Below are 20,418 nucleotides of genomic sequence, written 5' to 3' on the forward strand. Positions count from 1 at the left end.
CCGAGATTCCCATGCCGCGTCGCTAAGGCCCAGCCCCCAACATATGGGGTAAAGCCATGTCTGTTTCCTCTCTTTCTGTCGCCACGCTCGGCACGCCGCGCATCGGCCCGCGCCGTGAATTGAAAATCGCACTCGAAAGTTACTGGTCGGGCAAGTCCGACGAATCCGCGCTGCTTGAAGCGGCGGCCGGATTACGCGCCGCGAACTGGGCGCGCCAGAAATCGCTCGGCGTCACCGTCATTCCGTCGAACGATTTCACGCTCTACGATCATGTGCTCGACACCAGCGTAATGGTCGGCGCGATCCCGGGCATTTACGGATGGAAAAGCGGACCGGTGCCGCTCGCAACCTATTTTGCGATGGCGCGCGGCGCCCAGGGCGAAGATCACGATCCATCCTGCGCGCATGGTCATCATGGTGACGGTGACGCTGCCGGCGCACCGGCCCAGGAGATGACCAAGTGGTTCGACACCAACTATCACTACATGGTGCCTGAATTTACCAAGGGCCAATGGTTCGAGCTCTCTTCGCTCAAGGCCATCGATGAATATCGCGAGGCCAAGGCGCTCGGCTACCAGACCCGGCCGGTGCTGCTCGGTCCCGTCACCTATCTGAAACTCGGCAAGTGCAAGGACGCGAATTTCGATCCGCTGTCGCTGCTTCCCGATCTGCTGCCGGTCTATATCGACGTGCTCCAGCGTCTTTCCGCCGAAGGTGCTGACTGGGTGCAGCTCGACGAGCCTTGTCTAGTGCTCGATCTCGATGATGCGACCCGCGATGCGCTGCGCAAGACCTACGAAGAGGTCACACGCGCGCTGCCGAACCTGAAGATCATGCTCACCACTTATTTTGGTAGCATCAGTGACAACGTCGGTACCGCATTGTCGCTGCCGGTCGCTGGCCTTCACCTCGATCTTGTCCGCGCTCCGGAACAACTCGAAACAGTGGCGGCGAAGGCGCCGCGAGACCTGGTTCTGTCGCTCGGCGTCATTGATGGCCGCAACATCTGGCGAGCCAACCTGCCGGCGCTGCTCGATCGCCTCGGGCCCGTGGTCGCCAAGCTTGGAACCGCTCGCGTGCAGATCGCGCCGTCCTGCTCGCTCCTGCACGTGCCGATCGACGTGTCGCTGGAGAGCGATCTCGATGCGGAGTTGAAGAGCTGGCTTGCCTTCTCGGTGCAGAAGATGGGTGAACTCGCGACGCTCGGCGAAGCTCTTGCCAAGGGCCGCGCCTCGGTCGCCGATGCCCTGAAAGCATCAGCAGACTCCGCTGCGGCGCGCAAGATATCGCCGAAGGTTCATGACGCCAGGGTCGCGGCGCGAATCGTGGCTGTTGTGTCCGACATGACCAGGCGCAAGAGCGTCTTCGCAGGACGCGCGACGCTGCAGCGCGAACGCTTCAGTCTCCCGTCGTTCCCGACGACCACGATCGGCTCTTTTCCGCAGACCGCCGAGGTCCGGAAGGCACGTTCAGCGCACTCCAAGGGCGTGATGAGCGATGCCGACTATGAGAAGTTCCTTCAGGAGGAGACGGCTCGAACCATCCGCTGGCAGGAAGAGATCGGCCTCGACGTGCTCGTGCATGGCGAGTTTGAGCGCAACGACATGGTGCAGTATTTCGGGGAGCAACTCTCGGGATTTGCCTTCACTAGGCACGGCTGGGTTCAAAGCTACGGCTCGCGCTGCGTTCGTCCCCCGATCCTGTTCGGCGACGTGTCCCGGCCCAAGCCGATGACCGTCGGCTGGTGGAAATACGCTCAATCCCTGACCGCGAAACCGATGAAGGGCATGCTCACCGGTCCGGTCACCATTCTCAACTGGTCCTTCGTGCGCGATGACGTGCCGCGCAGTCTTGCCTGTCGGCAGATCGCGCTCGCCATCCGTGATGAGGTCGCTGATCTGGAAACAGCGGGTGCATCGATGATCCAAATCGATGAGGCCGCGCTGCGCGAGGGGCTGCCGCTGCGCCACTCCGAATGGAAGCTGTATCTCGACTGGGCCGTCGAATGTTTCCGTTTGTGCTCGAGCGGCGTCACTGACACGACCCAGATCCACACTCATATGTGCTATTCGGAGTTCAACGACATCATCGCCTCGATTGCGGCGATGGATGCCGACGTCATCTCGATCGAGACGTCGCGCTCCAAGATGGAGCTGCTCGACGCCTTCAAGGATTACAAATATCCCAACGAGATCGGCCCCGGTGTCTACGACATCCACTCACCACGCGTGCCGGCGGTCGATGAGATGACCGGCCTGCTCAAACTTGCGCGTCAGCGCCTGTCCGACGGCCAGCTCTGGATCAATCCGGATTGCGGACTGAAGACCCGCAAGTGGGAGGAGGTCAGACCGGCGCTCGTCAACATGGTGGAGGCGGCAAGGCTTATGCGTTAGCGCTCGCCCGGGTGATCGGCTGCGGCCTATATAGAGGAGAGATGGTCTCGGCCATCTCTCCCGGCGACTACGGCGTTTTCGGTCTCCGTGCATTGAGGTATCGAAAACCTGCGAAAAGCGTCGTATGAGGACATAGAATTGAGCGCATACGACGAGACCGGACGATCCGAATCGTGCTGAAAATACAGCCAGATCAATCATATAGATTTTCGGTCGCCCCGATGATGGACTGGACCGACCGGTACTGCCGTGTGTTCCATCGCCTGCTCACGCGCCATGCGCGGCTCTACACGGAGATGCTGACCACCGGTGCCATCATCCACGGCGCACGCGACCGGTTGCTTGGGTTCAGCGATGTCGAGCACCCGGTCGCGCTCCAACTCGGCGGCTCGTGTCCTGACGATCTCGCGGCGGCCGCGCGCATCGGCGAGGATTTCGGCTATGACGAAATCAATCTGAACGTCGGCTGTCCATCCGACCGAGTGAAGGACGGCCGGTTCGGCGCCTGCCTGATGGCGGAGCCGGATGTCGTTGCCGAGGCTGTTCACGCCATGAAACGCGCAGTGTCCATTCCGGTCACCGTGAAGTGCCGGATCGGGATCGACGATCAGGATCCGGAAACCGGCCTCGATACCTTCGCGCGAAAGGTCGTGGCGGCCGGCGTCGATGCGCTTATCGTCCATGCGCGAAAAGCGTGGCTCCAGGGATTATCTCCGAAGGACAACCGGCATATTCCGGCGCTGGACTATCACAGGGTCTACCGGTTGAAGGCGTCGCTTCCCGATCTGCCCGTGATCATCAATGGCGGCATCGGCGGGATTTCGGAAGCTAAAGACCATCTGGCGTATGTCGATGGCGTCATGCTGGGCCGCGCCGCTTATCAGGAGCCATGGCGTCTGCTCGAGGTCGATTCCGAACTGTTCGGCGAGGCGGCACCGCACGCCACGATGAAGCGCGCGCTTGAGGCCATGATCCCCTACATCGAGGATCAACTGGCATGCGGCGCGCGATTGCATTCCATCACCCGGCATTTCGTCGGCGCGTTTCACGGCGTGCCGGGCGCGCGGGCGTTTCGGCGCTATCTCGCCGAGAACGGCGTGAAGGCTGATGCCGGCGTCGACATCCTGCGGGAAGCGATTGCGCTGGTGGACGAGATTAGAGCGCCGTCCATTGCGGCTTGACGCCGCCTAACAAGACCCGGCTGGCAGAAACGTATCGTCGGCCTGACCGAGAGCCAATCGAATCGGCCGAACACGACGGTCTTTCCATAACTAAAACGGCTGCTCAGAGACCGAGATAGGCGCGCCGCACTTCCGGATCGTCGATGAGCTGTTTGGCGGGGCCGCTATGCACGATGCGGCCGGTTTCCATCACGTAACCCCGATCAGCCGTCGACAGCGCCAGATTGACGTCCTGTTCGACCAGCAGCACCGTTACGCCTTCATCGCGGATCGTCGTCAAGACGTCCATCAGCTGTTCGACGATAACGGGCGCCAAGCCCAGGCTCATCTCGTCGATCATCAGCAGGACCGGCGCCGCCATCAGGCCTCGCGCCATCGCGCACATTTGCTGCTCGCCGCCTGACATGCTTCCCGCGAGTTGCCGGCGGCGTTCTGCCATGCGTGGGAACAGCGCATACATGCGGTCGAGGTCGCGTGCCACGGCAGCCTTGTCGGTTCGCCTGAAGGCACCCATCAGCAGGTTGTCCTGGACGCTCATGCGGTCGAAAAGCTGGCGGCCTTCCGGTACCTGAACCAGGCCGGCCGCAAAGACCTGATCGGAGGTCATCGGCATCAAGTTGTGGCTGTTCATGACGATGCTGCCGGTGGCAGACAGCACGCGCGACAGCGTTCGCAGCAACGTGGTCTTGCCGGCGCCGTTGCTGCCGACCAGCGCCACGATCTCGGCCGGGTAGACACTTAGAGTGACGTCCTGCAGGACCGGCATCCCGCCATAGCCCGCGCTGACTGCGCGGACGTCAAGCAGAGGTTCCTTGGCCGCCGGCTTCGTGTTCATATCCGCCTCTTGCCGAGATACGCCTCGACCACGGTCTGGTTCGCGAGCACGCTCGCGGGCTCGCCGTCGGCAATCTTTTCGCCATGGTGCAAAACCAGCAGCCGATCCGACAGGCTCTTGATGGCCTTGATGACGTGTTCGATGACGAGGACGCTGATCCCCGTGTCGCGAACCTTGCGGATCACCGCGATCACCTCGTCGATCTCGACCAGATTCAGTCCGGCCATGACCTCGTCGCACAGCAAAACCTTCGGCTGCATCGCCAAAGCCTTTGCCAGTTCCAGCCGCTTGCGGCCGGGACCTCCCAGTTCGTCCGCGCGTTGATCGATGAACTTGCCGAGCCCGACAAAGTCCAGTTGAGCGCGCGCCTGCTCGCGGGCTTTAGCCAGCTTGGCCTGCCCTCCCCCGTGACCAAAGAGAGCGCCGACGGCGACGTTGTCCAATACCGACAAGCCGGGAAATGGTCGCATGATCTGAAACGTACGCCCGATGCCCAGCCGGGCACGGCGGTAGGCAGGCATGCCGGCAAGAGACTGGCCTTCAAAAACGATGTCGCCCGAAGTCGGAGGGAGCGTCCCGCTGATCAGGCTGATCAGCGTGGTTTTGCCGGCGCCGTTCGGCCCGATCACGCCGAGAATTTCCCGGGGCTGCAACAGGAAGCTGACATCGTTGACCGCGATCAGGCCGGCGAAGCGGCGGGTCACGTGTTTGATTTCCAGTATCGGGGTCACAGTCGGTGCGCCCGGATGTTTTCGGCGAAATACCGCCATCCCGTCTTGCGGAAGCGCCGCAACATGTCGGCCAGGCCGCGCGGCATGATGACAACCGCTGCCACGACGACGATGCCAAAGAAAAGGCTCGCAAGGCTGGTGATCTCGCTCGACAGAAATTCGGAAACCGCAGAGAGCGAGAGTGCTCCGACAACCGGTCCCAGAACCGTGCCGGGCCCGCCGAATACCGCCATGATGATCATCTTGACGTTCAGGCTGATATCGAACGCGCTTTCCGGATCGATAAATGTAACCCAGTAGGCGTGAATGCCTCCGGCCAGCGCACTGAAAACGCCGGAAAGAGCGAACGCCATCGTCTTGTACAATGTCGTGTTGACGCCCATCACTTCCGCGCCTTCTTCGTTTTCGCGGATCGCAATCAATCCAAAACCGAAGCGGCTGCGCGTCAGCCAGAAAACCGTCAGCGTGGCCAGCACCAGAAGCCCAAGCGATAACTCGTAAAAGAGGCGATCGTTGTTGAGCGGCGGCAGGACGAGCCCGATATTCTGGCCGGCGAGCCCCACGTTGGAGACGATTGCGGTCATGACCTGAGCGAGCGCCAGCGTCGCAATCGCGAAATAGTGCCCCCTTAGCCTCAGAACCGGAATCCCGAGGAGAATGGCGAAGGTGACCGCAAGCGCCACGCCGAACACCAGACCAACGGCGAACGGCAAATGCCATTGCGCCATCGCGATGCCCACGCCATAGCTGCCGAGCCCGTAGAACACCGAATTGCCGAAGGACGCATAGCCGGTATATCCGCCAATGATGTTCCAGCCCTGTGCCAGGACGGCGAGCAGCAAGGCGTTGATTCCGAACTGGATCAGGACGTCCGATCCAAACCACGGCACCGCCGCGAGAACGGCAAGCGCCGCCGGGATGAGCGCTATGCGGAGCGCCCTCACGCGGCTTTTCCGAGCAGGCCGGTCGGTCGCACGATCAGGACCAGCACCAGCACGCCAAAGCTTGCCACATCGGCGTATGTCGGCCCGACGTAGAGCGCGGTCAGCGATTCGAGGATTCCCAGAAACAGGCCTCCGACAATCACGCCGAGCGGATTGTCCAGTCCGCCGATAATCGAAATGGCGAACGACTTCGCGGTCAAAGACGCGCCGATGTACGGATTGATCTGCGATACGGTTCCGTACAGGCCTCCGGCCGCTCCGGCCAGCGCAATTCCGATGCCGAACGTCACCGCGTAGAGATGTCGAGGCTCAACGCCGTAGAGGCGGGCCGCCACCAGATTCTGCGCGGTGGCGCGGATGGCGCGTCCGAGCTTCGTATGCAGCAGGAACAACCACATGCTGACCGTCAACGCGATGGCCACGCCGAAGGCGAGAAGCCTCGCCAGCGGTAACACGACCGGGCCCAGCACAATGCTGTCGCCCGCATAGGCGGGATTGATGGTGCGAAAGTCGGCCGAGAATGCGAGCTGCGCAAGATAGGTCAGCACAACCTCCAGCCCGAACGTTATCAGCAACGTGTTGAACATCGGTGCGCGGACGATCAAATTCAAAAGGCCGCGCTGGACACCGTAGCCGATCGCGAACATCACCGCTGCGGTGATCGGCAACCCCAGAAACGGGTCGATATGCGCATACGTGAAGAGATACCAGGACACATAGGCGCCGAGCATGATGAATGCGCCGTGCGCCAGGTTGACGATATTCAGCACGCCCCACACCAGCGCGAGGCCGAGTGCCATCATGGCGTACAGCCCGCCCAGAAGGATACCGTTGATAAGGACTTGCCCAAGCAGATCCAACGTCGTCCCGCCCCTTATTTAACCGGCCAATCGTTCGCGGCTCGCGTTAGCGCGCGTTCCAGGCCGGCATCGGATATTTCGGCGCCGCGATTTTGCCGTGGACACCGTAGACCGCGACCAGCGCGTCTCCCTGGATCTGAATAACGGTCTGCGGCAGATCGATCTGGCCATTCTCATCGAACTCGATCTGTCCGTAAAGGCTGTCGAACTTCACCTTCGTCAACGCGTCCCGCACCTTGGCTGGGTCGATCGTACCGGCATCTTCCACGGCTTTCACCAAGGCCTCGACGTCGGCCGCGCCGGACGCAGCATGATAGTCCGGATCGTAGTTGAATTTTGCCTTGAAGGCGGAAGCGAATTGTGCGGCGTCGCCGAACCAGCGATCCTTGAGGTCGGCGGATGGCAGCCAGGCGGTCATGCCGAAAGCATAGTCGGCATCTTTACCGAGAGCCTTGCGGAAATCCTCGCTGGGAACGCCCACCGTGAAGGAATACATCTTCGGGGCGACCGCGAGACTCTTGGCCTGTCGTACGAAATTTAGAATCTCGGTTTCGTGGCCCGCCACCAACACCGCATCGACGTTCTTGCTCTTGACCTGCGAGAGGAGCGAGTTGAAGTCCGTAGCATTGGTGCTGTAACGTTCGTCCATGGCAAGGGTGAATCCCGCGGCTTTCAATTTGGGCCGCGTGCCCTCCGCCACCGAAACGTCGAAGGCATCGTCCGCATAAAGCAGAGCGACTGATTTCGGAGCTGGGTCGAGCCCTTTCATCATCTCCACTGTGGAGCCGAAATAGTTGCTGGCTGGTGCCAGCGTTCCGAAGATGTATTTGAATTTGCGCGCGAAGATCTGGTCCGACGCGCCGCCGCCCTGGACCATCGGAATCTGATATTTTTCCGACACAGCGGAATCCGCCAGCGCGAAATTGCTTGCGAACGGCCCGAGCAGAAAATTCACTTTGTCCCGGGAAACCAGCTGCGTGTACTGACGCACGCTCAAATTGACGTCCGACTGATTGTCATAAAGCTTGAGTACGAGATTGTATGTCTCGTTACCAACCTTGACCCCACCGGTCTCGTTGATCTTGTCGACGGCGAGCTGATAGGCGTCACGATAATACCGTCCAGTATTGGCGACCGGCCCTGTCAATTGGACAGACGCCCCCAGGACAATGTCCTTTGCCATGGCAGAGCCGGACGACATCGCAACGGCAGCGGCGACCAATGCGGCTGACAAACCGGATATTTTCAGCATGAAATGACCCTCTATCCTGCGCCTTGCCTTAATTCTGCGCCTGTTTTTTTCCGGAGGTAATACGCCTTATGGCCTATTGCCCTGCGATCAGCGCTCTTTAGGGGATGTCTCCGTCGGCCCTTACAACCCACGCGCAAGCCCTTGGTTCCCGATGATCCGATAACAATCGAATCCGCGTTCACCTCGTGTTCCCGCTCACACTTCGCGGGAAGGAACGCCGGCGCTGGACCGGGAGACATTAGGTCGGAAGCACGCCCACGCGCATGGCGTATGCGGTCACATCGCGACGGAAATCAGCGATCATCCGTTCGAACAGTGCAAACGCTTCAAGCTGAAATTCCGCGACGATCTGATGCGGCGGAAGCCGGCGGTCACCAATCTGGCGCTTGAGATGATCGAGGCGCTCCGATTGCTCCGACCAGTGGTGATCAATCAGCGCCATCATTAGCCGGCGAAGGACATCAACAAACACGGGCTCGCCCATGCTGGCGATTTTGCCGTCGATCCAGCGGTCGGCCATGGCGCGCATACGCTGTGCGAGAGCCTCTGCATCGGCTTTCGGATCGGCGGATGGAGGGCTGATATCGACGGCGAGGGTCAGGATCGATCGGATCGCGCGATCCAGCCCGGCGATGTCCCATGGAGCGGTCGGCGTCGCAAAACAGCTGATCAGATCGTCGATCGTCTCATGGCGCAGGCGCGTCGCCAATGTGAGCGCATCGTTCCCGTCGCGGATGTTGTGGCGCATATCGTAGACGTGGTCGCGCTGGCTTTGAATGATCGTGTCGAATCGCAGAAGCCCGAGGCGTCGATCGAAGCTGCGGATCTCGTGCCGCTTCTGCGCCGCGCGGATCAGGCGGCTTGCGACCGAAGGCGCGATCGTGGCGGCCTGTTCCGTTGGCGGGGCGCTGATTGCGGCATTGGTCAGAAACTCGTCTTCCAGTGAGGCGTGGAAGACGGAACGCCCCGGATCGCCCTGTCGTCCGGCACGGCCACGTAACTGTTCGTCCATCCGTCCGTGATCGTGATGGCCGGTGCCGATCACGAGCAGGCCGCCCGCGGCAATCACCTGAGCGCGGGCGGCTGCGTCCGCATGTTCGCCGCCAAGCCGGATATCGGTGCCGCGGCCGGCCATTGCGGTGGCGATCGTCACTGCGCCCGGGGCGCCGGCCCCGGCGATGATCTGGGCTTCGCGGGCATGATATTTGGCATTGAGCACAGCGAAGGTGCGGGTTGGACTGCTGTCCTTCATCTGCTCGTTGCGCTGCTGCCAGCCGTTGGCTTCAAGCATCGCCGCCAGCGCTTCCGATTGCTCGATCGATGGAGCGCCGATCAGCACGGGCTGGCCGCGCGTGGCTGCGTCTTCCAATTCCCGCAGGATCGCCCGCGACTTGCCGGCAGCGGAGGTGTGGAGCACGGATTCGTCAACCCGGATCATCGGACGGTGTGTCGGGATGGAGATCACATCGAGGCCGTAGATCTCGTTGTATTCTTCGGCGTCTGCTCTCGCGGTGCCGGTCATGCCGGCAAGCATATCGTAACGACGGAAGTAGGTCTGGAACGTGATCGCGGCCAGCGTATGCGTTTCCTCGCCGATGACGCAACCTTCCTTGGCCTCCAGGGCCTGATGCAGCCCTTCGTCATAGCGTCGTCCCGGCATCGGTCGTCCCGTCAGACCGTCGACAATGATCACGCTGCCGTTTTCAACGACATAGTCGCGGTCACGTGCAAGCACGACATGAGCCCGCAGCGCCTGTACGACATGGTGGAGCAATGAAATCGATGCGATGTCATGCAGCGTCGTTGCGGCTTTCAGCAATCCTTGCTGTTGCAGCCGCTGCTCGACTTCGCTGTACCCCGCCTCGGTCAGCGCGACGCGCCGCCGAGGATCGATCTCGTAATGCGAGGGCTGCAATGAGGCGATGACGGCATCGATCGCCTGATAGAAGCCCGAGTGATCGCCAAGCGGGCCGAACAACGCCAGCGGCATGCCGGCCTCGTCGATCAGCGTCGCATCGGCCTCGTCGACCAAAACGAAGGCATGGTCGCGCTGAACGGTTTCCGCGGCGGAAAACTTCATGTTGTCGCGCAGATAGTCGAAGCCGAATTCGCTGGCGATTCCGTAGGTGACGTCACAACGATAGGCTTCGCGCCGGCTGTCGTCGTCCATCTCCGGGGTGATGACGCCAGTGCTCAGTCCCAGCAAGTCGTAGACCGGTCGCATCCAGCCGGCATCGCGCTCCGCCAGATAGTCGTTCGGCGTGGCGACGTGGACGCCCCGACCGGTCAAGGCATGGAGCGCGCAGACCAGCGTGGCGGTCAGCGTCTTGCCTTCGCCGGTCTTCATCTCGGCGATATGTCCATCATGAAGCGCCAGCGCGCCGACGATCTGCACCGGGACGGGATGTTCGTTCAGCGCACGGCGCGAGGCCTCGCGAACCAGTGCGAACACCTCTTCCTTGACCTCGTCGAGAGGAGTGCCGGCCCGGACTCGTTGTCGCAATTCGGCGACGCAATCACGCAACCCGCCGGCAGACAGCCGTAGATGGTCCGGTTCCAGAGCGAGAATCCGGCTGGCCGTCGTTTCATATTGTGTCAGATTTCGGCGGGTTCCGAAGTTCAGCGCGCGCCTAGCCAGGCGCAGGATCATCGAAACTCAAAAAGAATCGGCATCGTAAAAGCAAACTGAGCGCCGCCAACGTCTCCAGGAGGCGTCGGCAATGGTTGGGCACGTTGCAGGAGTTCGAGCGTTTCGCGATCGAGGGCATCGGATCCGCTGCCTTTCGCGATTGTGCTGGAGAGGACGTGACCCTGGCGGTCAACGACGAAGGACACCCGCGACATGCCGGTCTCTCGACGCGTCTGGGCTTCGCGCGGATATCGCTTGCAGCGCTGGAGGTGGAGGGCCAACTGCCGTTTCCAGCTCACCAGCTGGGCCTTGCGTGAGGCCGCGGCCGTCGGTGCCGTCGTGGCCGACGCGGCAACCAGCGGCGGCGTTGCGTTCGGCGTCTTTTCCTTCTCTTCTTTCTTTTCCTCTTCCTGCTTCTTCTGTTCGGGTGGGACTTCCAGCGCGACGTCGGGCTCGGCTACCTGCGGGAGCGGCGGCTCCGGCTCCGGCACTTTCTCTGTCTTGACCTCGGCCTTCTCCTGAGGCGGAGGCGCCTCGTCTGTCTGCATTTGCTCTTCACCCGGCGCGACGTCTCGTGCTTCGGCGTCGCGGAACGACTCGGTGGTAAAGTCCACTTCGATTGCCGTGGTGGTATCGAACGTATCGCCTTCCACCGGTGTCATGAGCAAGGCGGCGGCGACCGCGCCATGAAGCGACAGCATTGCGACGAAACAGGTGCCCCAGCGCAGAAGTTCGTTCCGTGTTACGTTGCGATAACGGCGCGGCATGCTCATTGGGCAGCTCCGACGGATTGCGTCCCGCCGACGGACTCAAGCCCGACCAGCGCAATCTTCAGATAGCCGGCAGCCCGCAGGTCGTTCATCAGCGTCATCACCTCTCCGTAGGGGACGGTCTTGTCGGCGCGAACGAACAGCCGCTTGGTCCGATCCGACGACGTGACGGCGTCGAGCGAGCCTGACAGGCCGGTGCGTGAGATCGGAGTTTCGCCGACGGCGAGCGTTCGGTCGGCTTTCATGGTGACGTAGACCGGTTTGTCGGGCCGGGGTTGTTTTGTCGCCGTCGATGCCGGCAGATCGACAGCAATGTCGACCGTCGCCAACGGCGCGGCGATCATGAAGATGATCAGCAGCACGAGAATGACGTCGATGAAAGGCGTCACGTTGATGTCGCTGACCTGCGACATCTCGTCTTCAGACGATGCTTGCTGAAGAGAAGCGCCCACGCGTGTTACTCCTTACTCCGCAGCCCGCTGATGAGGGATCATTTCCGCGCGGTTGAGATCCCTGCTCACCATACGCATCAACTCCGCCGAGCCGTCTCCCAGCAAGCCGCGATAGCTGGTGATGGAGCGCGCAAACATGTTGTAGATCATCACCGCCGGAATTGCCGCGACAAGTCCCATCGCTGTCGCCAGCAAAGCTTCGGCAATGCCGGGCGCGACGACGGCAAGATTGGTGGTTTGCGATTTCGAAATTCCGATGAAGGCATTCATGATGCCCCAAACCGTGCCGAACAGTCCGACGAACGGCGCTGTTGATCCGATGGTAGCCAGAATGCTTGTTCCGCGGGTCATGCGCCGCGCCGCGGCCGCCTCGATACGGCTGAACAGCGAAGCGACACGTTCCTTGACGCCTTCATGGTTCATAGCGTCCTGCGAACGACGAATCTCTTCGCGCGCGGCGTGGGTCAGGATCGCGATATCGCTACCGGTGTGCCGTAATGTTTTGTTCGCCTCTTCGAGGGAGCGCGCGCCTTCCACGCTGCCGATATCTCGCATGAGTTTGGTCCGCGCACCGAGCAACTCGATCGTTTTGGCGAGCCACACCGACCAGGTCACGACCGATGCGAAGGCCAGGCCGATCATCACCGCTTTCACAATGTAATCAGCGGCCATGAACATGCCGATGGGCGTCAGTTCATGCGGCAGAATCGGCTCGGGGGCTTCGGCTACTTCCGTTGCGGGCGGGGCCCGATGTTCGGCCGGAGCCGCGGGCGGCGCGGCCCGCTGCTCGATGGGCGACGCCTGTGACGCGGGCGGCTGAGCTGCAGGTTGCGCCATCTGCGCCACAGGAGGCGTCGATTGCACGACCGTCGGAGGAATTTGTCCGGAAGTGGCGGCGTCGTGGGTGCCAGGCCGCGCCGGGGATTGAGCGTTAACGGCGTGCGGGGCGAACGAGAACGTCAAGAGAAACGCTAGCGTGATCGCAGAAACCTTTGCGGATCGCGACCGATCATTGTGTTGTGTCGTGTGTGAAAGGTTCAGAGACAGCTTCATGTTGGGAGACTCTGTAATCATGCGCCGTTCTGAATTGTTCGCGCGGGACGATGATGGATGCGCACGCATCTGCGGTTGGTCTAGCGTCTGCGCTTTCCGAATCAAACAGCGAAACCGACGAGGATTTTAGAATCCATTTAAAATATGCGGCGCAATGACGCAGTTCATTCGTTGTCGAAGTGGAAGTGTTGTCGCGCGCTGCGTTCTTCGATGCTCGATTGAGAGGATGCGAGCTAGAACTTCTATAAACAGCCTCGAATTGCGATGCTGATATGTTGCTCACGAAAATTTTTAAGTTAATGACGAGCGACATTGCGGTGCTGATTTTGTTTCCGCGATGTTAGCAATCAAGGATGGGGCGAATGGGCATTTCATCGATAGGTCACGCGAGCGCTGCGAATAGCGGCGACGGAGCAGTAGGGCATTCGTCAGTCGTCGGATGGGGCAAGGCGATGATTGGCGTCGCCGCGGTGATGCTGATGCCCGATTCCGCCGACGCGCAGCCGGCGACGAGCGCCGACGATCTTCCGCAGGTTCGCGTCACGGCGCCGAAGCGGCAGGCGAAGAAAAGAACGGCACACCGCGCGCCGGTACGGGCTGCGCCTGCGCCGGTTGCCGCTCAGCCGAGCAACGTTCAGGTCAATCCCATCGTCGGTGACGGACATGGCGTCACCGGCTATCAGGCTCCCGCGCAGGCCGGGATTTCCCGCCTTCCGGTGCCGCTCGCCAATACGCCGCAGACCGTCAACGTCGTGACTCAACAGGTCATTCAGGAGCAGCGCCTCCTCAGCATGGAAGATGCACTGCGGACGGTGCCGGGCATCACGTTCAGCGCCGGTGAAGGCGGCCAGCAGGGCGATAGCCCGATCGTCCGCGGTTTTGCGGCGCGCGGCGACATGTTCCGCGATGGCATCCGCGATCCCGGCTGGTACACGCGCGACCTGTTCAGCGCCGACCGCGTCGAAGTGTTTAAGGGACCGTCGGGATTTGCCTTCGGCCGCGGTTCGACCGGTGGTGCGATCAACACAGTCTCCAAGTTGCCGCAAGCAACCGATTTCGTGGATGGCACCGTCAGCGGCGTGACCAGCGGCGGCTACCGCGCCGAGGTGGATGCCAATGGCAAACAGGGAAATTTGTCCGGCCGCATCGCGGCGATGTATCAGGATATTCCAACCGAGAGTCGCGATCACGTCTATGCCAAGCGCTGGGGCGTCGCTCCGTCATTCAAGGCGGAGTTCACGCCGGATACCCGCGCGATCCTCAGCTACGTCTATCAGGGTGAGGACAGCGTGCCGGATTACGGTCGCCCCTACCTCCCTGCGCCGACCTACAGTTCGGCGACCGGTGCGCTGACCAACCCCGGCTATTACGGCACCGGCGCGGCGACACCGCCCGTCCCGGCGCCACGCAATGTGTGGTACGGCGTCGCCAGCGGGCCGCTAGCCGACCGCGTGCTGACTGACACCCATATCGGCACATTGCGCTTCGAACACGACTTCGACAAAGATCTGAAGATTTCAAACGCGACGCGCTACGTCGCCGTGGACCGCATGGCACGACCGACAGCGCCGCGCAGCCTCGGTGACAGTGCGGGTACACCTTTCCCAACTCCGTTCCCCCCGGCTTTCACCAATTACCCTGTTGACCAAATGACAGTTGGCCGGCAGCACTTCGAGACGGTGACCGATAACACGCTTCTCATCAACCAGACCGACTTGACCGGCAAGTTCTGGACCGGCGGCTGGGAGCATACGTTTGCGACCGGCGTCGAGGCCGCGCGCGAAACTCGCTATCAGATCCGTGCTAATTATTGTACGCAGACTACTCCAGCGTGCCGGACCAGCGTTTGGGATCCGGTGGACACGTCCTTTGGAGGGCCGAATACTGGGTTCGGCTTGCCGAATTCGACGGTGTCGACCAACTATGCGGTCTATGGCTTCGATCAGGTCAAGCTCAACGAATATTTCGAACTGCTCGGGTCGATCCGTTACGACAATTTCCATTCGGACTACACCAACCTCGCAGCAGTGCCGCCCGCTAGCCAGCAGCTCAGCCGGACCGACGATATGGTTAGCTGGCGTGTCGGTGGCGTTTTCCATCCGACGCACAGTTCGAGCATCTATGCTGCCTACGGCGTTTCGTATAATCCTGCGGCTGAATTCCAAACGCTCAGCGATGCTACCAACAACGCGGCCAACACCTTGCTGCCGCCTGAGAAAAACACGACGCTCGAGGTCGGCGCCAAGGCCGACGTTCTTAACGGCAAGCTGACCCTGAGCGGCGCGGTGTTCCGTATTGAGAAGACCAACCTGCGCATCCCGGTCGATCCGGTCTTGAATACGGCGCTGGTGCTTGGCGGTCTGGCGCGCGTGGATGGCATCGAGCTGGGCGCGGCAGGTAAGCTCACCGACCAGTGGAGCCTGTTCGCGGGCTACAGCTATCTCGACTCTAAGATCGTCAATACGACCGATCTTTCGCAACTGGGCCGCCAACTTCCGAACACGCCACCGCATAATTTCACGTTGTGGACCGCTTACGATCTCACGCCACAGTGGACCGTCGGCGGCGGCGTGACCTATGCCGCAAGCACTTTCGTCAATCCGACGAACACCTCTTATGTGCCGGAATACTGGAAGCTCGACCTCATGACGAGCTACAAGGTCACCAAGGATTCGCTGCTGCAGCTCAACATCTACAACGTGACGGATGAGCTGTACTTCGCACAATACTACCAGGGTCATGCCGTTCCGGCCGCTGGCCGAACCGCGATGCTGACCTATCGCTATCACTTCGCGCCGCCGCCGCCGGTCGCCGATTATCCGGTGAAGGCTGCGCGTTACGTGAGCAAGTAGCCGGCGCTACGGCCGGTCGGAAAGTGACAATATCGGAGCCGGCGTCGCAGGGCGCCGGCTCTTTTTTGAAGGAATATCCTGGTGCTGGTGCGAATTCCGAATGTCCTGACGCCGGATCAGGTGAAACACTGCCGCGAGGTGATGGCGCGCGCCGCCTGGGTGGACGGGCGCGTTACGGCAGGGCATCAGTCGGTTCAGGTCAAGCGCAACCTGCAATTGCCGGAGGGAACGGCGGAAGCCCGCGAACTCGGCGACATGGTGCTCGCGGCGCTCAACCGGAATCCGCTGTTCATGTCCGCGGTATTGCCGAAGATGATCTTCCCGCCGCTATTCAATCGCTACAATGCCGATGGCGAGATGAATTTCGGTTCGCACGTCGACAACGCCATCCGCACCTTTCCCGGAACTGGAATGCGCGTACGGACCGACGTGTCCTCGACGTTGTTCCTGTCATCGCCCGAAGAATACGACGGCGGCGAGCTGGTGATCGAGGATACCTACGGTGCGCATTCCGTGAAGCTGCCGGCCGGCGATATGATCGTGTATCCAGGCACCAGTGTGCATCATGTCACCAAGGTGACTCGCGGTTCGCGCATCGCGTCATTTTTCTGGACCGAGAGCATGATCGCCGACGTCACGAAACGTGCGATGATGTTCGATCTGGACATGTCGATCATTCGCCTCAACGCCGACCATCCCGAGCACCCGTCCGTGGTGTCGTTGACGTCGTTGTATCATAATCTGCTGCGGCAATGGGCGCTGACCTGACGTGCAGTGTCTGACTGGAAGGCAGCGTCATCGTCCGCGAAGACTTTAAGTCTGGCTTTCACGCCAGCATGGCGTCGAGAGCCGGCGTGGTCCGTTCAGCGATGATATTGCCATCGTCGCCCGTGAAGCGAATAAGTGCGGCGAGTTGGTGCTTGATGGCGAAATTGGTTCCGGCCTCCGGCCCCAGCACCATCAGCGCTGTCGCGTAGGCATCCGCTTCCATGCAGGAGCGATGCAAAACGGTCGCGGTGACCATGCCGTTGGCGATCGGCCATCCGGTTCGCGGATCCAGGGTGTGGGAGAAGTGCTGCGCGCCACGGGCGAAGCCGCGTTCGCATCCTGATGTTGCGATCGTGAGGTCGTGCAATGCTACCAGTATCGGCTCGGCAACGACGCGGGCCGCGGCTTGTGCGGGTCGATCGATCTCGACCCACCACGGGCTGCCATCGGGCTTGACCCCGTGCCCTCGCAATTCGCCGCCGATTTCCACCAGCGCGTGGTGAATGCCGAGCTCCAGCAAGGTTTCCGCCACCAGATCGACGGCAAAGCCCTTGGCGATACCGCAGAGGTCGATCGCCCCGCAATTGTGTCGACGCAGGCGTCGGGCGCTGGTGTCGAGATCGAGTTGCTGCCATCCGCAAGCCTGATGAAGTCGAGCGATATGATCCGGCGGCGGCGCTTCGCGAGGTCCACTCGGGCCAAAACCCCAGAGGTCGACCAGCGCTCCCATGGTCGGATCATAGGCGCCGCCGGATTCCCGCGCGATGCGCAGCGCGCTCGACATCACCCGGCCGAGTTCCCGCGGCAACTCCTGCCATTGGTTCAGCGGCAACCGATTGAACCGGGTGATGTCGGATTGGCCTTCCCACGGGCTCATCTGCGCGATCACGCGATCGAGTGCGAGGGGAATCATCCGGCGTAATGTTTGCGCATTAGCGGACGAGCCGACAAACTTGCACGACCATGTGGTTCCCATGGTCGTGCCGGCTATTTCCCGAATGTGCCCGCCCGCAGGAATCGCGGGCGGCATCACCGGCATTGCCGGGATTGCCGGGATTGCCACGCGCCGGGCGACGGACGCAGTCATCGGCGTCGTTATTGCGGAAGCACTTCGACCGTCGTGGTGTAAGTGCTGCGGCGCTGCGCGTTCTTGATCTTGCTCTTGTCGTCGCGCACCGATGCGCTCATCCAATAAAACCCAGGTCCCGGCCATGTGACGCTGAAGCTGCCGGAGTCGTCGGTGGTAGACTTGCTGTCGTTCAGGTTGTCGCGATAGCGGATTCCGCCCGGGACGATTTCGACCGCGACGCCACTGGCGGGCTGTCCGTCAAGTACCAGGCGGAACGTGGCCTTCTCACCAACGACCAGATTGTTTGGGTGGGTTACCGGAATCATTTCAAGTCCAACGCCGGTCGGTTTCAGCGTGTCAATTGAAGGCTTGCCCGATGTAACAAAGGATTCGACCCGACTGCGGTTTTCCGTGACCTTCACGTCGGTTGCATTGGCGGGGATCGCTGTAGCGAGTTCCTCGGCCTTGCCCCGCCAGCGCTTGTTCTGGCCATCCAGTTTGTAGTTGGCGAACAGGCCCTGATTGGCCACCGTCAATTTGTAGGTGCCCGGCTGCGTCAGTTTGAAATCGAAGGTGTTGCGAAAGTGGCTCTTTGCCAGGTTCTCCGGCGCGACGGTCTTGCCGTCAGGCCCCTCGATCGACAGGTTGTCGAGCTGCAACGGGTTATGCTCGTAGTAGAACAGGTCGTTTGAGACGGCGGCATCGACCGTGACCCAGAGGTCCGAGCCGGACAATACGGTGGCCGATGGCAGCAGCCAGGCGCGGTGAGCCTGCGCGGGCAGGGCAAGCAGCGAAACCGCCGCTGCGATCAACGCGAGCTTGAGATGGTTGGTCATGGCGAAATCCTTTTCCATGAAAGCTGTGGGTGCGACAAATGCGCGGCGTATTCGTGGGCGTGGATTAGAGCGTTTTCGAGCGAAGTGGACACCGGTTCGCGTGAAGAAGACTCGTCAAATAAAAATCATGGAGCTCCGCTTCCGACTCCGTCAGAAGCGGAAGGCTCTAGGGGGTCAATTTCAACGTGACTGCGCCAAGCTCGCGCTCGCCCTTGGCCTCGCCGGTTGCCGGAGCTTTCGGCGGCCATTCGAACGGAATTTTCAGCAACTCTCGACCGCCGACTTCGCGAGCGGCCTCGATGACGAGTTGGTAGCTGCCCGGGGTCAGACCATTGAGAGGCTTGCCGGTGCTATCGAACTTGATCTGATGGGTGCCGGGCGCACGAGTGGGACTGGACAATCCATCGACCGGCATCGTCAGCTCGCGGCCAGTGCGGCGCCACCATTGCCGCACGTCCTTGAGCCATTTCGTGCCCTCTTTGTCTTTGTGCTTGGTGTCATACCACACGGCAAGATTGGTGACCTTGCCGCCATCGGCCGCCTCGACCCACATCGCGACGTAAGGCTTGTGGTACTCAACGACGTTGAGCTGCGGAACGTCGATGCTGATTGTGGCTTCGGAGGCCAGCGACGAGCCTGCGGCAAGGGTGGAGAGTGCGGCGGTAATCAGGAGGCGCATTGTTGACCTTCTAGCTATGAATGAGGAGAACAGCGAGCAGCATCGGAATAATCAGCCCCATGCCGACGACGGGCCATGTGGCCGGGCGCCGCTTGGAATGAAGCTGCAGAAGCAGAAGGCCTGTGACACAGAAGATGATCGCGGCGGCCGCGAACACGTCGATGAACCAGCTCCACATCTTGCCGGCATGACGGCCTTTATGCAGATCATTGAGATAGGCGACCCATCCGCGGTCCGTGACTTCATAGGACACCGCGCCGCTGTCGCGCTGGATGCTGAGCCATGCGTCGCCGCCGGGCTGGGGCAGGGCCACATAGACCTCCTGGTCCGACCATTCGGTATCGCGATTGGCAGTGTTGGCGCCGATCTCGCGTTGCAACCACCCGTTGATGCTCGTTGGCAGAGCGGCCTTGGGGGCGCCGGCCTCAGGCTTCAGGTCGGCGATCAGGGCCTGCGGCAGTTGCCCCTCGCGCATCACGACCGTCGGCTTGGCTTCGATTTTCCCGGAATTGTTCAGCGTGATTCCGGTGACGGCGAACAACAACATGCCGATCAGGCAGAGCCCTGAGGTGATCCAGTGCCATTGATAAAGCTGGTTGATAAAGAAAGCGCGACGTTTCTTTCGCTGCCAGAGTTCGTCGCTGTCGACCATCGATTCCATTTGTCTCGCCGCCGTTATCACAGTCGAAGAGGTGCAACGGCACCCGTGAGATCAGCGCAAATTATTTATCGAAGCCGACCTCGCTTTACTACAGGACAGGATTAGGTTCGTTCTAAACTAAACCTGTCATGTGCCGTTGCTCGCGGTTTCTTGAGTTCTCCGAAGGCCACCAAAATTTCACTCCGAACCACCAACGAGCCAGAGTGCGACGCAGACACCAATTGCGCGCCGGCGTGCGATATCGCGGTTACATGACCTGAGACGGAATGCGGCGCTTCGCCCTTGATGATGTGTCTGTCTCTTCCGGGTGCGTCGGTGTGGTGGGCGCCGCAATCGGGCAAAGTGTCGCAAGCGATGGCGGGCGGTATCGGGCTCGCCTCCAGCCGTTGGCGGCGAACCGAAAGGCTGGAAGCACGTTCGCCGCACTGGCATACCGGCGGCATATTTTCTATA

The 20,418-nt window shown here is 61.2% G+C and carries 17 protein-coding genes; 4 read left to right on the forward strand and 13 right to left on the reverse strand.

What is annotated here, in order from left to right:
- Positions 1–56 precede the first annotated feature (56 nt).
- Both metE and dusA read left to right on the forward strand, forming a co-directional pair.
- Positions 57–2,393, forward strand: a complete 2,337-nt coding sequence (gene metE / locus ACSZOQ_RS19375; protein ID WP_439923982.1) for a 5-methyltetrahydropteroyltriglutamate--homocysteine S-methyltransferase — start codon at positions 57–59, stop codon at positions 2,391–2,393.
- 221 nt (positions 2,394–2,614) lie between these two features.
- Entirely contained in the window at positions 2,615–3,574 is a 960-nt protein-coding gene (gene dusA / locus ACSZOQ_RS19380; protein WP_439923983.1) for a tRNA dihydrouridine(20/20a) synthase DusA, read from the forward strand.
- Positions 3,575–3,677: 103 nt separating this feature from the next.
- Here the strand turns inward: dusA and ACSZOQ_RS19385 are convergent, their stop codons facing one another.
- From ACSZOQ_RS19385 to exbB, 9 genes are all read right to left on the reverse strand, one after another.
- Entirely contained in the window at positions 3,678–4,409 is a 732-nt protein-coding gene (locus tag ACSZOQ_RS19385; protein ID WP_439923984.1) for an ABC transporter ATP-binding protein, read from the reverse strand.
- A complete protein-coding gene (locus ACSZOQ_RS19390; RefSeq protein ID WP_439923985.1) occupies positions 4,406–5,140 on the reverse strand; it encodes an ABC transporter ATP-binding protein in 735 nt (244 codons plus the stop codon). Before ACSZOQ_RS19390 ends, ACSZOQ_RS19385 begins: the two co-directional genes overlap by 4 nt.
- Positions 5,137–6,069, reverse strand: coding sequence for a branched-chain amino acid ABC transporter permease (locus tag ACSZOQ_RS19395; RefSeq protein ID WP_439926153.1), 933 nt, complete (start codon positions 6,067–6,069; stop codon positions 5,137–5,139). The genes ACSZOQ_RS19390 and ACSZOQ_RS19395 overlap by 4 nt, the downstream gene beginning before the upstream one ends.
- Positions 6,070–6,080: 11 nt before the next feature.
- Positions 6,081–6,944, reverse strand: a complete 864-nt coding sequence (locus tag ACSZOQ_RS19400; RefSeq protein WP_439923986.1) for a branched-chain amino acid ABC transporter permease — start codon at positions 6,942–6,944, stop codon at positions 6,081–6,083.
- 46 nt (positions 6,945–6,990) lie between these two features.
- Positions 6,991–8,196, reverse strand: a complete 1,206-nt coding sequence (locus ACSZOQ_RS19405; protein ID WP_439923987.1) for an amino acid ABC transporter substrate-binding protein — start codon at positions 8,194–8,196, stop codon at positions 6,991–6,993.
- Between the two features lie 238 nt (positions 8,197–8,434).
- Positions 8,435–10,846: a preprotein translocase subunit SecA gene (locus ACSZOQ_RS19410; RefSeq protein WP_439923988.1), complete on the reverse strand. Its 2,412-nt coding sequence runs from the start codon at positions 10,844–10,846 to the stop codon at positions 8,435–8,437.
- Positions 10,843–11,598, reverse strand: a complete 756-nt coding sequence (locus ACSZOQ_RS19415) for an energy transducer TonB family protein (protein WP_439923989.1) — start codon at positions 11,596–11,598, stop codon at positions 10,843–10,845. The genes ACSZOQ_RS19410 and ACSZOQ_RS19415 overlap by 4 nt, the downstream gene beginning before the upstream one ends.
- The gene (gene exbD, locus ACSZOQ_RS19420) at positions 11,595–12,008 is read right to left on the reverse strand and encodes a TonB system transport protein ExbD (RefSeq protein WP_439926154.1); all 414 of its coding nucleotides are present in this window, start codon (positions 12,006–12,008) and stop codon (positions 11,595–11,597) included. Before exbD ends, ACSZOQ_RS19415 begins: the two co-directional genes overlap by 4 nt.
- Positions 12,009–12,059: 51 nt before the next feature.
- The gene (exbB, locus tag ACSZOQ_RS19425; RefSeq protein ID WP_439923990.1) at positions 12,060–13,121 is read right to left on the reverse strand and encodes a tonB-system energizer ExbB; all 1,062 of its coding nucleotides are present in this window, start codon (positions 13,119–13,121) and stop codon (positions 12,060–12,062) included.
- Positions 13,122–13,462: 341 nt separating this feature from the next.
- Here exbB and ACSZOQ_RS19430 point away from each other — a divergent pair, with 341 nt between their 5' ends.
- Both ACSZOQ_RS19430 and ACSZOQ_RS19435 read left to right on the forward strand, forming a co-directional pair.
- Entirely contained in the window at positions 13,463–15,952 is a 2,490-nt protein-coding gene (locus tag ACSZOQ_RS19430) for a TonB-dependent receptor (RefSeq protein ID WP_439923991.1), read from the forward strand.
- Positions 15,953–16,033: 81 nt separating this feature from the next.
- Positions 16,034–16,720, forward strand: coding sequence for a Fe2+-dependent dioxygenase (locus tag ACSZOQ_RS19435; protein WP_439923993.1), 687 nt, complete (start codon positions 16,034–16,036; stop codon positions 16,718–16,720).
- Positions 16,721–16,778: 58 nt separating this feature from the next.
- Here ACSZOQ_RS19435 and ACSZOQ_RS19440 read toward each other — a convergent pair whose 3' ends face one another.
- The 4 genes from ACSZOQ_RS19440 to ACSZOQ_RS19455 form a co-directional block, all read right to left on the reverse strand.
- Complete coding sequence (locus ACSZOQ_RS19440) at positions 16,779–17,807, reverse strand: FAD:protein FMN transferase (RefSeq protein WP_439923994.1); 1,029 nt, start codon at positions 17,805–17,807, stop codon at positions 16,779–16,781.
- 8 nt (positions 17,808–17,815) lie between these two features.
- Complete coding sequence (locus tag ACSZOQ_RS19445; RefSeq protein ID WP_439923995.1) at positions 17,816–18,625, reverse strand: DUF4198 domain-containing protein; 810 nt, start codon at positions 18,623–18,625, stop codon at positions 17,816–17,818.
- Positions 18,626–18,791: 166 nt separating this feature from the next.
- The gene (locus tag ACSZOQ_RS19450; RefSeq protein WP_439923997.1) at positions 18,792–19,304 is read right to left on the reverse strand and encodes a DUF2271 domain-containing protein; all 513 of its coding nucleotides are present in this window, start codon (positions 19,302–19,304) and stop codon (positions 18,792–18,794) included.
- A gap of 10 nt (positions 19,305–19,314) precedes the next feature.
- Entirely contained in the window at positions 19,315–19,965 is a 651-nt protein-coding gene (locus ACSZOQ_RS19455) for a PepSY-associated TM helix domain-containing protein (protein WP_439923998.1), read from the reverse strand.
- Positions 19,966–20,418 lie beyond the last annotated feature (453 nt).

The sequence above is a fragment of the Nitrobacter sp. JJSN genome (assembly GCF_051912485.1).
In the GTDB taxonomy this organism is placed as follows: domain Bacteria; phylum Pseudomonadota; class Alphaproteobacteria; order Rhizobiales; family Xanthobacteraceae; genus Nitrobacter.